The sequence below is a fragment of the Natrialba taiwanensis DSM 12281 genome, assembly GCF_000337595.1.
Lineage (GTDB): Archaea > Halobacteriota > Halobacteria > Halobacteriales > Natrialbaceae > Natrialba > Natrialba taiwanensis.
Genome location: NZ_AOIL01000020.1, coordinates 17,741 through 32,726, shown reverse-complemented (window position 1 = coordinate 32,726; position 14,986 = coordinate 17,741). Strand labels below are relative to the sequence as shown.

The following is a 14,986-nucleotide window of genomic DNA, read 5'->3' as shown; positions in this document are numbered from 1 at the left end:
AAAACCGGGTATTGACTGGTACTGGGAAAAGGTTAGTAACAGTTTGCTTGCTAACGGTTGGTATGTCGGCTTTAGATCGTGTGATGGAAAGTGGGCTGGGCGCTTTGTTTCTTTACCTGTATTCTGCCGGGATTCTGTATTGGCTGCAGCTGGAGTCGATACTGGCCTTCGAATCAAGCCGTTTCATGATACTAATCGCAGCCGTAGTCCCGCCTGCGATTGTCGTTTTCCTGGCCACAGTCTTCAATGATGGCTTGATGGAGCTCTTAGCGGGGAATGCGATTGAAGAGGCCTTCCGCGAGATTAACAGCTCAACGGGTGAAGACGAATTTTATTGGGACGCTGAAACCGAGACACAAGATTCGATAGATGAGATGGACGAGAAGGCACACAAGCACCTTGTTACAGTGCTCAGCGGAGCTGTAATCGCACTCTCCATGCCAGTTCCGATATACGTGTTCCGAGGACTATTGGAAGCCTTGATAGCCGTGGTTGGATCTCTGCTTGTCATCTACTTATTCTGCTACCGAAGTTATCGTGACCTTCAACAAGTAGTTAAAAGTTCAGTGAAACTGTACGACACCGGGAATGAAGATTAAATCTATAGATATTGAGGAGTTCGCGGACGGCGAGCACCGCGGTAAAACAGTCAGGAATATTCGCGGCGACTCGCTGCTCTTCAGGGGCGGTAGCAGAACCGGTAAAACCCTGACTTTCAACGCTATACTATACAACCTTCTCGGCTCCCGGCACACGATCGACTTAGCCACAGGCCATCAAAACAAAGTTGAGCTCGAATTCACAGACGGCAGCAGATTCTTCAGAGGTAACCCCACAGCAGAATACGAAGACGACGAGGTAGACTTGACTGGAGCAGAAGCCTCCGAAGCCTTCCAAGACAAAATTGGGGACTCCTCCTTCATCAGATCGCACTTTGTCCACTCCCACATCGGCAAAATGCCGTTGGACAACCTAAGCCGCAGCCAACGCATCTCCCTTGTCCGAGAAGTCACCAACGCCGAGCTCAGACAGCGCCTCACCCGGTTCGAAAGAGCCGAAGAACAACTAAACCAGCTAGTAATCGAAACACAAGACGAAGATCGACGTGTATCCGAAGATACCGAGGAGGTAGAGCGGCAGATCCGGGACCTGGAATCACAGCTTGAGAAATACGAAGACCTACAGGCCAAGATCGAGTCCGGTGAGCTTGAGGAACTCAGTTCTCAACTCCAGCGAGATGAAGAACTCGACGAGAAGCTGGGCCAGCTATTCCGAGAAAAAGAAGGATTGAGAAAGCAGCTGCGGAAGCTACACCGGAAAAAACGGAAAGAGCAGAACTACGATTCCGAAGTAAAGGAGATAATCGCGGAAGCTGTCAACGACTTTGTCTGCCCGACCTGCGACCGCCGGATCAGCACTGAAAAAGCTAAAAACCGGATCCAAACCGGAAACTGTCCGTACTGCGGTCGAAGCCACTCTCTGGACGAATTGAAGGAGAACCTTGGAGAGCGGATTGAGCGTTCAGACGACATCTTGGAGGAGTTAGAATCAGAGATCGAGGAGCTTCAGGAACAGAAGGAGGAGGTAGACGAGGATATTGACAGGCTACGTGATGAACGGCCGGAGATCGGAGATCTAGATGGGTTCGTGAAGAGAAGGCTGGACCAGCACGACCACGATATCCAGCGACTCCGAGACCACGTCGAAGAAGAACTGGAAAGTATTTCTGAGAGCTTGGAGGAGGCGAAATCAGAAAGAGACGAATTAGCCGAGAGAAGCGAGAGAGTGGATGAGCGGCTTGAAGCATATACTGAGGCGCTGGGATCTGCGTCAGAACGGGTTGAGGGTTTGACTGAAGAAAGTCTTGATGCCGGTATTCAGGAGTTCAGCGATGCGTGGGAAGAAGCGTATAACGAGATGAACTCTAACCTAGACCTGGAGATCAGCATCAATGAGGAAGGACGGGTGCAGTTCCCCGGCAGGAATAGTCTCCGAGAATACGACCGCGGCGGCAATCTCAGCGGCTCCGAACTACAACTACTGAACATATCCTTCGTCTGTACACTAAGCCGGTTTGCTATTGACAATGATGTCACCCAGTGGGAAACGATCGTGCTGGACGAACCACTTTCGAACCTTCAGGAAGACGAAAACCGAGAAGCCGCACTAGACTACATCACTGGTCTGGACCAGCAGTTGATTGTCACAACATCTGACCAAGACTTGGATTCAGAGTTCAACAAGGTAGAAGTCTTGCAGCGTGCGCCGCTTCAAATGACTTTAGGTGACTACCTATGACCGATGAAGAAGACGAGGTATTCCATCCCCGATTGATGATGCTGGACGACTTCGACGGGGAAATCGAGGGGCGACTGAAGTTTCACAAGTCTCTCTACCAGTACCGGAACTCGGAATCAAGCTCTGAAGATTGGGCGTTCAGGAGGGAAGAACACGGCCCTCTAGACCCAGGATTCTCCAGCCGAATGCAGGCCTACGAGGACCTAGATCTGGCCGAGGTTGACGAGGACGAAGAGCCACACCGCTTCAGCATTACGTCCAAAGGCAAGCGGTTTGCACGCGGATTGAGCAACGGCCTGTCCAAGCTCCGTGACGGATTCGACGAACAAAGAGACTCCCTGAAAGATATCGCCTCCCAAAACAAGGAACGAACCGGATCAGAAATCGAACAGGACGAAGACGTACAGGAGGCCAAAGACGAACCGTACCAGACAGACGTGTGATTCTGCGGCAGCCCAGCCTGTCCCCTGTATGAACTACTTTCCTGAATTAACTCCGCAATCTCTTCTGCCAGTTCGTCAAAGAATTCATTCAGGGAGGAAAGTAGACTGGCCGGCTTGTTCTGCTCTTTTCTCTTCCCGCCTACCCCGGTTGGCAGTCTGTCGGTAGTAACTTTTTATTAGTAGCGTCCAAATGCACGGCAGAGTGAGTTACAAGCAGTCTACATTAAAGAAGCTCTGGGCAGCGTCAGGGAATCAATGTGGGTATCCTGACTGTGAGAATGAGGTCGTGGATATTGAAACGGAGACGGTAGTCGGTGAGATCTGCCATATCCGTGCTCAAAGTGAGGGAGGGCCGCGATATGACCCTAGTCTAAGCGATGAGGAGATTGATGAATATTCTAATCTCATTCTTCTATGTCCAACTCATCATACCCATATCGACAAGAACCCGGAAGACTATCCTATTGAGGAGCTTGAACGGTGGAAGAAAGAGCAGGAGGCGATGTCTACCTCTCCGACGGAGCTCTCTGATCAGCTTCTGACTGAGCTCCAGTTAACGGATTCTAAATTTGAGACGGAAGTAGAGGTCACTATTTCGAACGCTAAAGACCGGTATAATCCTGAGTTGCACGTTGATACGGGTAATTCCGACATTTTCGAACCGTTGGGACGGACGGATGAATTTGATGCAAGTGTTCAAAGCCGGTTGGATGACCTTGATGAGGAGGCATCCAGCTTGTTTACTGAGCGGTACAATTCAATTCTGAAGGATGTTGATAAAGATGCTTTCCAGAATTTGCGTGAGGCCGTAGACAAGATTCCGGAAGTCCTTGGGAGTATAGACGAGGTGTCTGCGAGGATTCCATTTAATGACCTTCAACAGGCTCTTGACCAGGCTGAGGAGAGTATCCAAGATTTAGAGCCCGGTCTTAGGCAGAAAGACGAAGAAGCGTCGATGGAAGATCCTGGAAATCATATTCTATATCACTTCCGGCAGGTACGAACTGAGATATATAACCTCCAAAATTTCGTGGAAAGCCGGGAGCTACGGGTAGCTGAGGCTTCTGGGTTGAAACTGCTTGGAGACGCTGGTATTGGGAAGACTCATACGCTTTGTAACGTGGCCCGATCTCGTGTTGAGGAAGGCTATCCTACGGTTTTTCTTCTCGGTGAGAATTTCGCGGATCAGGACATTTGGACGCAGATTATTGACCGGTTCGGGTTGAATTGTACGACAGACGATTTCTTGAGCGCTCTCAATTCACTTGGTGAATCTCGCGGTGTTCGTTCTCTGATTTTGATTGACGCACTTAATGAGAGCCTGACCCCGAGAATTTGGCCCAAGCGTCTTCCTGGCGTATTAAGGAAATTAGAGGGGTATCCGTATGTTGGCATTTGTGTGAGTTGTCGGTCTGGTTATGAGGACCTAGTCTTGCCGGACGCCATAGACGAAGGCCAGTTGGTAGAAGCCTGGCATGGCGGATTTAGTAAAGTCGAGTACGAAGCGGTTCGCACCTTCTTTGATGCGCATGGTATTGAACACTCTTCGATTCCCGTTCTTAAGCGCGAGTTTCAGGTACCGTTGTTTCTGAAGTTGTTCTGTGAGAATCTGGAAAGGAAAGGGAAAAGTCGGGTTTCACACGGTTCGGAGGGGTTGACTGAGATTTTTGAAGGATATATTGACGGTGTGCATGAACGACTTTGGCGAGAGTTGGACTACGATCCTGGTGTGAATAAGGTTCAGCAGGCGGTAAATGACTTGGCTCAGGAGATGGCTGAACGTGGTGATGGAACAAAGCGGTTGCCGAAGCAAGATGCCAAAGAGATTGTTGATAATCTGCTACCCCGGCGATCTTATTCTGAGAGTCTCTATCGACATATGTTGAGTGAAGGAGTGATTTCTGAAGTAGCTTCATTCAACGAGGATAACGGAGAATCTGTGAGGTTTTCGTATGACAAATTTGCTGACCACAAGCTTGCTCAGCAGTATCTCGATTTATACGTAGATGAAAATCTTGAACGGGGATTCTCTGAGAATGATGAATTGCAGGAGTTATTCGACAAACCAAATTTGTACGCTGGCCTGATTCAGGCGTTTGCGATTCATCTGCCTGAGCAGCATGATGTGGAGCTTTTTGACTTGGTTGAGTCGAGTGAAATTCTCAGGCCTGTGATCAAGAGCTTGGGTTGGCGGGATCCAGATTCGCTAACTACTCCAGAGGGCGAATTAAAAAAGGAGGTTCACGATTATTTGTGGAGTGAGATCGAACTTCTTGATGAAGTAAATGAGCTATGGCGAGTTCTTCTTACTTTGGCGACAAGCACTGATCATCCGCTGAATGCGGAGTACCTTCATGAAGTGCTGTGGGATCAGCCAATTGCTGGACGCGATAACAACTGGTCGAAGTTTCTTCATGGAGAGTTTGATGAGGAGACCTCCGAAGTCTTTCGGCTGATCAATTGGGGGTTCTCTTTGGAGCATGAGCCAGTCGAATCAGAGGAATTGAAGAGGCTGATGTCGATCTCTCTATCCTGGTTTTTCTCTTGTCCGAATCGGTATGTTCGGGATCGAGCAACCAAGTCACTGGTTAATGTGGTAGGGTCTGACCTGCGGGTGTACATTGATCTGATTGAGCGATTCCAAGGGGTGAATGATCCGTATATTTTGGAGCGGGTTTATGCAGCAGCTTACGGCGGGGTTCTCAGGAACAGGCAGCAAGAATCGGCGGCTGAAGTTGCAGAGTTTGTTTATGAATCAGAGTTTGAAAATGAGAATCCAGTACCTAATGTATTGTCTCGGGATTATGCGCGTGGAATTATTGAGGCAGTTGTTAATCTGGACAGGGATTTTGACGTCGATATTGACAGGGTTAGGCCGCCATACAATAGTGCATTCAGTATCGATATACCGGATTCTGAGGAGTTAGAGGATTTGGTCACGGAGCGGTTGGAAGAGGCTGATTATGAGGTCGAGGCCAAGTTCTGGTATGGCTTAGCTGGTTCAGGGTTCGAGGGAGATGGACGCAGCGACTTTGCCCGATATGTTCTGGACACTAACCACGACAGTTCCCACGTTCATGGGTATGACATCTCGGGTGAGGAGGCGTTGCGTTGGATTACAAAGCGTGTATTCGAACTTGGTTGGGATCCAGATCTCTTTGGCGAGTTTGAACATTATCTGAATCGCTGGTCGAATCATGGTAGAGGAACGAGGAAGCCGGAGAAATTCAGTAAAAAATATCAGTGGATCGCTTATCACGAGTTGATCGCCTGGGTTGTCGACAACTGTGGAATCGCGGATTCATCCAGAGAAGAGCCATACAACGGGCCTTGGGTTCAATGGGATCGGAATATCGATCCTTCAGTATTGAGCCCGGAACTTGACGCTGAGCTATCTCTTGATGATGTAATTGAGTATGATTGCCGTATTGAGGACGAGCCGATTGAGGAGTGGATTCAAAATCACGATGAGTTCCCTTCGGTGGATTCGATGCTGGATGTTTCTGTCGATGGGGAAGGATGGGTCCCGTTGTACGGAATGTACAAGTGGAAGGCAGAGGAGGGGGGTGATTCGGAAATTGAGCGGGACGTATTCTGTCGAATTGACCCGGTGGTTGTCGATCAAGAGGATAAACAAGAGTTGGTTGATTGGATTACAGAGGGGTGGGTGAAGAGTGAGGAGATAAGAAGTACGCTGGGTTCTCTTCCAACTCTGACGCAGGTTTTCAGAGGCGAGTATCCGTGGCATCCTATAGTTGAGGATCGATGGGAAGGTGACAGCTCAATAATAATCGGAAGTTCGGTTGATATCGAGCATACGGCAATCGATCTTTTCTGGGAGGCTGAATACGACTGCTCGATAAATGAAAAGTACGGAATGTATGCCCCATCGCCCTATCTCGCCGATTTACTTGATCTCGAATGGAGGGTAGGAACCATGCAGTTCACTCAATCGGGTCCCGACCCTGTTTGTGTAGCTGATATTTCTGAAGCACGGGGAGTTCATGATAGAATTAATTCGATGTCGATGATTGGTGCGAGCGATAATATCCTGGATGAATTGGAGGCGGAGGGTTTGGATATCGTTTGGCCTGTCCAGGGAGAAAAACGCGTGATCTCGACCGGTATGGGCGGGAACCAGATGGGTAAGTCACAGATTAGAGCAGTGTACTATTTGGATGACAAAGGAGAATTCACTGGGACCGTAGAGACCGACTTTCATAGTTGGGAATAAATTCAAACTCCGTCAGAGCCGTTGCTGAATCTGGTTCCGGAATACCTCGAATTTCTGTTCCAGTTTCTCTACTTGGTTTTCGAGTTGGTGGACTCTTTGAACGAGTTCTTGGTGATAGTCTCATCAGCAAGAAGGAAGACGAGATAGAGATGCTTCGGAACTGGCAAGAAGACTCTCCACTTCCATCTTTCTGTCCGACTGTTCGTAGAAGAAGCTGAAGACCGTCTCCTAGATAGTATAGAACGTCAAGAAGAGATGTTTTGAGAATAATAAACCACTGTCTCAGTAGCGGTCTGTGCCTGGTTTACCGCATCGATGCTGCTGAATTCGTTCGGGCAACCCCACTTTCCCACAGACTGGGCACTCCTGTAGGTGCGTTGGTGGTTGGCGCTCCCACTCTTCTAACGCGGCTCTAAGATGCTGCTGGACAGCGTCTGATTCTGCACGGGTCAATGCCTGTACCAGATGCATTCGGAGCCGCCCACGGCCTGTCGTTGAATGCTGGTCGTTCATAACGAGTTCGGGAGGACGGAACCGATTGCCCTCCAGCCCTCCTGAGGGCGGAAAAACATCTTCAGATGCAGATTCACCACAAGTCAACCGCAGATGTGGACTAAGGGTTTTGGAGAGTTCTGACGTGATTGGCTGGCTACGAATGTCTAACGTCAGGCTGTAGTGGTGAAATCTGCTCCCACCGAGCGTGATGCTCGCTGCAGAGTGTGATTAGATTATCGAGTGCATTCGCTTGCTCGTAGTCAATCTCACCGTGTTCGTCCTTGAAAGACCGCAGCGGGACAATATGGTGTACGTGGAGGTCGCGTCCGTACTGGTTTCGGTGGCTTTCCCGTGTGTGGTCACAGTTCGGTCGCTGACACTCGAACCCATCTCGTTGTATCGCTCGTTCACGCTGCTGACTCCATTTTGGCCCATACCACAAGCGATCCCGCTCTTTGCCACCGACCCACCGCGGATGGTCAGAGCCACGAAACGGGGTATGTGGCTCGTAACCTGCCGTCGTGATTGCTGCATCCCACCCACCGAACTCCCGAAGATAGCCCTTGATCGAGTATTGGCCGTGTTCATCTAAATCAGCAATCGCTGGGACGTGACCGAGCTCCTCAGTGAGTCGATGAATTTCTGCAAGAAGGTCCTCTCGTGGGATTTCCTCGTTGTGTGGTTCGAATCCAGCACTCCGTAGGGCGTCGTTCCAGCTACCAAACCGCTTGCTGGCAGTTTTCCGTGAGTACTTTCCGTGGTTGTTCATCTCGTTGACCGTTGGTGGATGGCCGAGTTGATCAGCAAGCGCCTGAATGGCTTTGATGATCCGGTCTTTCGGGACGTTTGTGGGGCGTTTGACTTCGAGATCTGCTGCCCGTAGCGCGTCATTCCACGTTCCAAAGTGGCTCAGATACGTACTTCGCGAGTACTTGCCCTCGGTGTCCATCTCACTCATCTCCGGCGGGTGCCCTTTCTCGGTGGCAAGCCGTTGGAGTTCGGTTATCAAGTCCTCTTCTTGGCGATCATCGCGGTGATACCATGAGATATGTCCGGCTTTCTTGCTCCCTGTTTCGAAGTCTTCCCCACAGAATTCACAGACGTACTCATGCGAATCATTGGACATGGTTGATTCAAGAGCGCGATGTTGTCGCGCCCGCACCCCTCTGGGGCTCGATAAACCCGCTCGGGCCGCGCATCCCTTCCCGCGGTTTCCCGGATAAATGTTGGACCGGTGCGTAAGGTCGTGGCTGCGCGCGCAGCGACGGTAGGAGCGAGCACGGAGCGGAGGGTGGGGCGGCGGGGTCAGGGTCGGTCCGGCACACAGCAAAAAAGAAGGTTGCTCCGACTGGCTATGCTTCCCACCAGCGACCGCGCTCCGGGAAGTGGATGATGCTCCACCCCGTCACGGCCACCGAGATCCGGCCCTCGTACCAGTTCGTGGCCGCTTCGTGGATGCGCACCTTCTCGCCTTCCTCGATCCACGGCGCGTCCGATGCCTTCCAGATCGTCACCTTCGTTTGCCCGCTCTCGTCCGCGATCAGCCCGACTTGCTGGATGGCCGGTGAATCACTGTCCCAGAGGGTCTTCACACGGCCTTCGATCGTGACGGTGCCGCGATCGACGTCCTCGAGGGCGTCGATGGGCACGGTGCCCCCCGGAGCCGTCTGCAACTCCTCGAACACCCGCACGACCGCACTCGTCATGTCCGTGCCGTCGACGACTGCTTCGGCCAGACGTCGACTGATCGCCGCACGCGACCAGCCATCCAACCGCGTCGCGAGTCGGTCTGCCTCGGTGTTCACCGTCGCCAGTTCATCCTGGGAGAGCTCCGCTCGGGGATCATCCCGTTCAGGGTCGGCCATCGGGTCCACGGTCGCGGCCCGCTTCTGGAACTTCCGCCGGCGTTCCTTGCTCCCTTGGGCAGCGACCTCCCGCGTGCGCTGCTCCCGACCGTCCTGCGTTCCCAGCTCGGCCTGGGCACTGATGCGCTCCAGTTCGGCTTCCCGCGCCCGAATGCGCTCCTCCTGTTCGAGGGTGACACCGTGAATCCGGTCCTCGCTCGTGTCCGCGATCCCGTCCGGGTGGTTCGCATCCACCTTCGCCTGCGTCTCCTGTTCGACCGCGGCCTCGAACTCCGGCGTCTCGTCGACGACCGGGAAGCCGTCTTCATCGACCGCCTGACCGCCCGCTTTCTCGAATGCCTGTTCATCGACCGAAACAACCTTTCCGCTAGCGTTGTTACTAGACATTGGAATCACACCAGATTCCGAAGGCGCTCACGCGCCGACACCGCGATGCTCCTACATCGCGGTTTTCCGACGACAACGACCGACAGAACCATCTGCGCGCTCTCGCTCGCGCCTTCGCGAGCGCCCTACCGGGCGCGAGCGAGAGCGCGCCTGCATGAGGTGGCCCCAACCAGCACCGCGCGCCGACCCGCCCGGAGCGAGCGGCCAGCGGAGAAAGCGTGGGGGGTGAGCAGCCACGCCGCGCAATCCCCCGCGCTTTCCCGCTGGCGCCGAGGGCACATGCACTTTAGCCCGGAACGGGTGCGGGCGGTGCGGAGAGCGCCTGCACGCCCGGAATGGTCGGTCGCGAGCGACGCGGAGGGCGGCAGCGGCGAGCGGGGCGGGCCGATACGTACACACCTACCCAGCCGGCTACGTCGCTCGGCCAGCCATCCACCGGCCTGGCGGACTCAGAAAGGGCGAGGCCGCCTCGGTCGTCCCCCGACCCCGCAAGCACCGCAGGGATGAGGCGCGCAGCGGCGGTCGCGGGCGTCGAGCGGCCGAGGGCTTTCATCAATGAGTGGTGAAAAGTCTATCACGCTGCCTTCGTGCAATTTGCTCTGGACCAACACGGTGTTTGCAGGGGCGAAGAGCCACTTCGTTTATCCCCACTCCCTCCCAGAGCGTGAAATCACGAAAACGGTAGATATGACCTTTGTACCCCCGGAATGTAACGTGTTACTGAACGATGCGACTAACGGACTCGGATCAGAACGGAGTGATGTACAGATGAGTGACCTGCTTGATGCCGCCGAGGGCGCTATCGCGCTAGTGTGCGGGGGATTCATTTTCCTCCTGTTCGGAAGCGCGCTGGGTACGACGGGGCTGATCGATCTCAGCCTCTGGGGGATCGTCTACGTCCTCGTCGGTATCGTTGTCCTCGTAACGGCCGCTGCAGCTGCAGCCGGTGCCGTCATCTCAGAGGTTGTATGACACTACGCTCACTTCTCGTCGACATCGTCTCGACGAATGACCGGAAGGAGGTTCCAGATGAGCAGATCCTGAACGTCCTCCGTGAGAACGACCGTATCGCGATGGGAACGCAGGATATCGCCGATGCAGTAGATATGTCTCGACAGGGCGTCGGGAACCGATTAGACGAACTCGAACTCAAGAACCGAGTCCAGTCACAGAAAATCGGGAACGTTCTGGTTTGGGATCTGTATCCAGATGAACGGCGAGACGTAGTTCCGCCTGAAATCGACCGCCTTGTTCACGCCTTTGACCTAATTCGGGACCAGTTTGCAATGACCCGCCGACTGGGAATGTATATCCTCCTCACCGGGTTTGCCCTCATCTTCACGAGCTTGAGTACAGCACTCGCAGCAACGCCGGTCGATCCCTTTGCGGATGTACTGCTCGTGTGGGGATACGCCATCGCGGGTGGTGGTGGAGCAGCGTGGTTCGTCGGAGGTGGAACACAGCTTGCTACGATTGTTACTGAATACGTCGTCTATTGGCGGTTGACTGGAGAATCACTACGTACATGGAAAGAAAACGATGCTGCAGCATCCAGCCAACGTGGTCAGATCGATGTTCGCCTCATCGTTGGCCTCTTTGTACTCGTGCTCATCGGCGGCGCACTCGTTGGTGCTGCGGGTGACCTTCAAGCGGGGTTAGCTGCATCTTCTGCGTTTTCGTGGTTCGAAGCGACGGTTGTCGCTGGTCTATTTCTGGTCGCTCTTGTAGCGATGGTACTGGGTATCGAATAATGGGGAGATGCTGAGCGACTACAAATCCTCGTAAGATGCGTCTCCTTCCGTCCCTATCCCTCAGCTACGACTCGAAACCAGGTCTTCAATGAGCTGGAAGCCGTTCACGAACGTCACCGAGTCACCGTACCCCTCACTCGCGAGCACGGTTTCGACCCCTTCACCGGCCGCGATATCGGTCGTGTAGATGTACACATCGGTCGCCGTTCCCGCGCTGAGGTGTTGGGCAGCTATGGCGGCGAGGGCGGCGTCGGCCCGCTCGACCTCGTCGGCGGGTCGGTCGTCGGCGTTCGCGATGTACCGCTGGACGCCGTCCATCACCCGCGAGACAACCGGTTCGGAGAACTCGAGCGACGCTGCAACCGTCGCCCAGTCCTCGTCGATCGCGGTGTCAATCGGCACTTCCTCAACATCAGGATCGTCGACGGTCAGCTCCTCGTACACCCGTTCAGGCAGGACGAAGGTGACGTCGTTCCGGCGAGCGAACCGCCGAACGGCCTGATAGCGACTGTTCGACGGCTGCCCCATCGCAACGAACAGGCCGGTGTCGGCGATGTGGAGCGCGCTCACGCGTCGTCAGTCGCGTCGCCGTCGTCGATATCCAACTCCTCGAGCCCTGCCCCAGCTTCCTCGATGTCATAATGTTCGTGGACGACGGGGCGGAGCGCCTGCAGAATCATCTCCGCAGCCAGGGGGGAAATGTCCAGGTCCTCCGCCATCAGCCGGTGGGTCACCTCACCCCGTTCGCGGGCGACCGCGTAGGTGAGCGCCGTTGCGAGGCCGGCGACACCGTGCCGGTCGATGTAGGTGTCGATGTCGGCGTCCGTCTCGCGGCGGCCGACGGCGTCGATCAGCGCCGGCGTGATCGTGTACTCGCGGTCGTCGGCAGCCGTCGTCACGGTCAGGTCGATCTCCCGAGCGGCGTACCGGCGTGGCTGCTCGTCGTCGGTGACGTCGACGACGCCGGCGTCGACGAGCCGATTGACGTAGCTGTAGGCGGTCCCCTGTGCGAGCTCGAGGTCGTCCATCACGTCCTGGACGGTCGCCTCGCCCTTCCGGGCGAGATACGCGTACAGCTGGGCCAGCTGTGGCTCCTCGAGGAGGTCAGCGACCGAGAGGAAGTCCTGGACGATGTCGCCGTCGGCGCGGTTTGAGGTGCGTGACACGGTGGTTATTGGTTACAGTTTACAGCGAATCAGTAAAGAGTGTTGGGGTCACTCCGCTGGCATCACGACGAGATGCTCCTCCAGGTCGCGTCCAGTATGTCGCCAGCCCGCCCGGACTACACCGCTCGCACAGTTGCAACCGGGCCTTCGAGATGGCCAACCTCCACGCGGAACCGCGTGAGTGCTGCGAGCGCGTCGACGACGAGTTCGCACCCGTCGTAGGCGTGGTAGTCGTGCTCGTCGGGGTCTAGCCGCGTCTGGATGGCACAGTCGACACAGATTGGATGGGGGACTCGCTCGTCCTGCCCCCAAGTGTGCGCCTCGCCAGTCTCGGTGCCGGGTGGGGAGTCGCCGAAGGCACAGCCAACGAGCGTTTGCTGCACTATGTCCAGTGGTTAGTCCCCACGATTGCGGTGTTCAGGGCCGAGCCGAGCATACACAGCTGCGGTGGCGCGAAGTTCAGTGAGCGAGTCGTTGAGCGTCAGTGGGTCGGGGAGTTGTTCATCGATCTCTCTCAGGTCGCGTTCAGCTTTGCGAAGTGCTTTGTGAAGACCATCAGTGGTCACCTTTTCGCCATCGACGGCGTCGCCTTCCGACTGGTATTCTTGATCATCGTACACCAAGTCGGGAGTCGGGTCATCAACACCGAGGGCTTGGTCGGATCCGGACACAGTGTCTGGGTCAAGATCGTCTGCGGTCATCGCTCGAACACCTCGATGGCGAGATGCACATCGACTGGTCCAGTGACTGTCGTCGCATGCTCGAGTTCGCAGAACTCTCGCTTGCTCAGATGTTCGAGTAACTTGGTTTGACGACAACGATCGGTTGCTGCTTCGTCAACGATGTTCTCACCATCGATCGTGAAGTGCTTGCCCCGAGGATCGATCTGCTCGAGCATCAGTATACAGCCTCCGGAGCGGCATCTTGAGCATCTGTGCACAGGTGATCGTCTCGAATGTCACCACAGTCCGAACAATCGGTGCCGGCGGTCATGCCGAAAGACACCCCATAGAGCCTCCAATACCGCAGGAGAGACCGAGTGCTGGTCGGAGCGTTCTATGCATCAGTCGTACGGGATGTTTATATCCCGTGAGAATGTACGCAAACATGCTTGCAAACCCCTGGTGGGTTTGGAAGCCACGTCTCGGGTGCTCCAACACCCGGGGCATTTCAATGCCCGTTTAATGGCTTCCGTTCTAATTGTTGATCGGTAGCGACTTATATCTACCGCTGACAGATGAGAAGATGGCTTGTCTTCGAGTCTTTGGTGATCAAGCCCTCTCGTTTTCTCCCGCTGTCCTCTGATGCGTGCAGTGGTTAGAGTACCATTCGCTGGAACTGTCGTTCTCGTTCACGTTCCATTCGTCGTCGGTGCTTTCGTTGTCGCTGTTCATCAACTGGATCATCTTTAGCCGCTTGCTCAAGCGCTCGCCAGAGCCGACGGCGTCGCCGCTCGAGTTCATCAACAATCACGACGGGGATCCCATCGCGATTACTGGCTGCCTCAATTTCTCTCGTTAACACCTTGATCTTCGCAGACCCCTCGTACAAGAGCGGTGGTTGCTCCATCCCTGCAACGGCGTTCGCTTCGTCGAGCGATAGCTGAGACTCAGATAATCCCATTCAGAGTTCGTCTTTGAATACATTCTGTAGCTGGTCAGCCACCGAGACGGGGCGAGATTTCCAGCCGTCTTCATCACCGCACACTTTGCTTCCGATAAACTCGATCCAGCGTCGAACATCGTCTCCGCCGGCTCCATTCGAAGCGAGGTCGATGTCTTCTGTATGGAGAACCGGTCCTTGAAGCCTGAATACGGGCACGGCTCCAGAATCATCACGATCGGCGCGAGTTCTCGTCACGATGATGCACTCCTGTTTGCGATCAACGTGATGGTGTCGACATTTCTGATCCTCACCGAGATACGCGTAGTTCCACGATCGGCGTTCGAGAACGACGTTACTGGCTGAGAGATCTTTGTTGTGAGGGGTGACCTGGTCGGCCATTAGAACTCGGCCTCCTGAACAGCATCACGAGCATCTGCTTGGAGATGTTCGTAGCGGACCTCACACCTGTCCGAACAGAATCGTCCGCTGCATCCTGCTCGATTTCGGGCAGATACTGAACAGGTCGGAAGTCGGCATTCAGTCCGGGTCATTATCGATGGGTACCTCGTCTCAAGAAGTGACGTTTCTCAGCGTCTGTTGGTGTTATTTTACTGTTGGTTGGTTTCATCAATATCTGCGGGTGGTTCATGCAAGCCCCGCACCCCTTCTGGGGGAGATAAACCAAGAGAGAAGCCTGTACAAATCTGATTTCCGTGTTCACGTTTTCTTGACATCTCGGATC

14 protein-coding genes and 1 pseudogene are annotated in these 14,986 nt (G+C 54.4%); 6 read left to right on the top strand and 9 right to left on the bottom strand.

Going from position 1 to position 14,986, the window contains the following annotated elements:
• The first annotated feature begins 62 nt into the window (after window positions 1–62).
• The 4 genes from C484_RS07725 to C484_RS07710 all read left to right on the top strand — a co-directional run bounded on the left by C484_RS07725 (window position 63) and on the right by C484_RS07710 (window position 6,975).
• Entirely contained in the window at window positions 63–599 is a 537-nt protein-coding gene (locus tag C484_RS07725) for a hypothetical protein (protein WP_006825391.1), read from the top strand.
• The gene (locus C484_RS07720; RefSeq protein WP_006825390.1) at window positions 589–2,298 is read left to right on the top strand and encodes a hypothetical protein; all 1,710 of its coding nucleotides are present in this window, start codon (window positions 589–591) and stop codon (window positions 2,296–2,298) included. The genes C484_RS07725 and C484_RS07720 overlap by 11 nt, the downstream gene beginning before the upstream one ends.
• Window positions 2,295–2,741, top strand: coding sequence for a hypothetical protein (locus tag C484_RS07715; protein ID WP_006825389.1), 447 nt, complete (start codon window positions 2,295–2,297; stop codon window positions 2,739–2,741). Before C484_RS07720 ends, C484_RS07715 begins: the two co-directional genes overlap by 4 nt.
• A gap of 202 nt (window positions 2,742–2,943) precedes the next feature.
• Window positions 2,944–6,975 carry an HNH endonuclease gene (locus C484_RS07710; protein ID WP_160164226.1) on the top strand — a complete coding sequence of 1,344 codons (4,032 nt, stop codon included), beginning with the start codon at window positions 2,944–2,946 and terminating at the stop codon, window positions 6,973–6,975.
• Window positions 6,976–7,624: 649 nt separating this feature from the next.
• On the opposite strand, the gene C484_RS07705 is transcribed toward C484_RS07710, so the two are convergent.
• Complete coding sequence (locus tag C484_RS07705) at window positions 7,625–8,596, bottom strand: homing endonuclease associated repeat-containing protein (protein WP_006825386.1); 972 nt, start codon at window positions 8,594–8,596, stop codon at window positions 7,625–7,627.
• Between the two features lie 226 nt (window positions 8,597–8,822).
• Window positions 8,823–9,722: a hypothetical protein gene (locus C484_RS07700; RefSeq protein WP_006825385.1), complete on the bottom strand. Its 900-nt coding sequence runs from the start codon at window positions 9,720–9,722 to the stop codon at window positions 8,823–8,825.
• 768 nt (window positions 9,723–10,490) lie between these two features.
• Here C484_RS07700 and C484_RS22900 point away from each other — a divergent pair.
• Both C484_RS22900 and C484_RS07690 read left to right on the top strand, forming a co-directional pair.
• On the top strand, window positions 10,491–10,694 hold the full coding sequence (locus C484_RS22900) for a hypothetical protein (RefSeq protein ID WP_152422672.1): 204 nt from the start codon (window positions 10,491–10,493) through the stop codon (window positions 10,692–10,694).
• Window positions 10,691–11,473: a winged helix-turn-helix domain-containing protein gene (locus tag C484_RS07690; RefSeq protein WP_006825383.1), complete on the top strand. Its 783-nt coding sequence runs from the start codon at window positions 10,691–10,693 to the stop codon at window positions 11,471–11,473. Before C484_RS22900 ends, C484_RS07690 begins: the two co-directional genes overlap by 4 nt.
• Window positions 11,474–11,533: 60 nt before the next feature.
• Here the strand turns inward: C484_RS07690 and C484_RS07685 are convergent, their stop codons facing one another.
• From C484_RS07685 to C484_RS07655, 7 genes and pseudogenes are all read right to left on the bottom strand, one after another.
• Window positions 11,534–12,043: a hypothetical protein gene (locus tag C484_RS07685; protein ID WP_006825382.1), complete on the bottom strand. Its 510-nt coding sequence runs from the start codon at window positions 12,041–12,043 to the stop codon at window positions 11,534–11,536.
• Entirely contained in the window at window positions 12,040–12,639 is a 600-nt protein-coding gene (locus tag C484_RS07680; protein ID WP_006825381.1) for a DUF7437 domain-containing protein, read from the bottom strand. The genes C484_RS07685 and C484_RS07680 overlap by 4 nt, the downstream gene beginning before the upstream one ends.
• Before the next feature lie 48 nt (window positions 12,640–12,687).
• Window positions 12,688–13,022 (bottom strand): annotated as a pseudogene (locus tag C484_RS07675) (DUF7558 family protein).
• Between the two features lie 12 nt (window positions 13,023–13,034).
• Complete coding sequence (locus C484_RS07670) at window positions 13,035–13,340, bottom strand: hypothetical protein (protein ID WP_006825379.1); 306 nt, start codon at window positions 13,338–13,340, stop codon at window positions 13,035–13,037.
• Entirely contained in the window at window positions 13,337–13,537 is a 201-nt protein-coding gene (locus C484_RS07665; RefSeq protein WP_006825378.1) for a hypothetical protein, read from the bottom strand. Before C484_RS07665 ends, C484_RS07670 begins: the two co-directional genes overlap by 4 nt.
• Window positions 13,538–13,910: 373 nt before the next feature.
• Window positions 13,911–14,102, bottom strand: a complete 192-nt coding sequence (locus tag C484_RS22895; RefSeq protein ID WP_152422671.1) for a hypothetical protein — start codon at window positions 14,100–14,102, stop codon at window positions 13,911–13,913.
• Between the two features lie 160 nt (window positions 14,103–14,262).
• Window positions 14,263–14,643 carry a hypothetical protein gene (locus tag C484_RS07655; protein WP_006825376.1) on the bottom strand — a complete coding sequence of 127 codons (381 nt, stop codon included), beginning with the start codon at window positions 14,641–14,643 and terminating at the stop codon, window positions 14,263–14,265.
• Window positions 14,644–14,986: the final 343 nt, after the last annotated feature.

What these genes read in the sequence shown, in the direction of transcription:
- C484_RS07725 (WP_006825391.1), top strand. Translation starts at nt 63, where the DNA reads ATGTCGGCTTTAGATCGTGTGATGGAAAGTGGGCTGGGCGCTTTGTTT.
- C484_RS07720 (WP_006825390.1), top strand. Translation starts at nt 589, where the DNA reads ATGAAGATTAAATCTATAGATATTGAGGAGTTCGCGGACGGCGAGCAC.
- C484_RS07715 (WP_006825389.1), top strand. Translation starts at nt 2,295, where the DNA reads ATGACCGATGAAGAAGACGAGGTATTCCATCCCCGATTGATGATGCTG.
- C484_RS07705 (WP_006825386.1), bottom strand. Translation starts at nt 8,596, where the DNA reads ATGTCCAATGATTCGCATGAGTACGTCTGTGAATTCTGTGGGGAAGAC.
- C484_RS07700 (WP_006825385.1), bottom strand. Translation starts at nt 9,722, where the DNA reads ATGTCTAGTAACAACGCTAGCGGAAAGGTTGTTTCGGTCGATGAACAG.
- C484_RS22900 (WP_152422672.1), top strand. Translation starts at nt 10,491, where the DNA reads ATGAGTGACCTGCTTGATGCCGCCGAGGGCGCTATCGCGCTAGTGTGC.
- C484_RS07690 (WP_006825383.1), top strand. Translation starts at nt 10,691, where the DNA reads ATGACACTACGCTCACTTCTCGTCGACATCGTCTCGACGAATGACCGG.
- C484_RS07670 (WP_006825379.1), bottom strand. Translation starts at nt 13,340, where the DNA reads ATGACCGCAGACGATCTTGACCCAGACACTGTGTCCGGATCCGACCAA.
- C484_RS07665 (WP_006825378.1), bottom strand. Translation starts at nt 13,537, where the DNA reads ATGCTCGAGCAGATCGATCCTCGGGGCAAGCACTTCACGATCGATGGT.
- C484_RS22895 (WP_152422671.1), bottom strand. Translation starts at nt 14,102, where the DNA reads ATGAACTCGAGCGGCGACGCCGTCGGCTCTGGCGAGCGCTTGAGCAAG.
- C484_RS07655 (WP_006825376.1), bottom strand. Translation starts at nt 14,643, where the DNA reads ATGGCCGACCAGGTCACCCCTCACAACAAAGATCTCTCAGCCAGTAAC.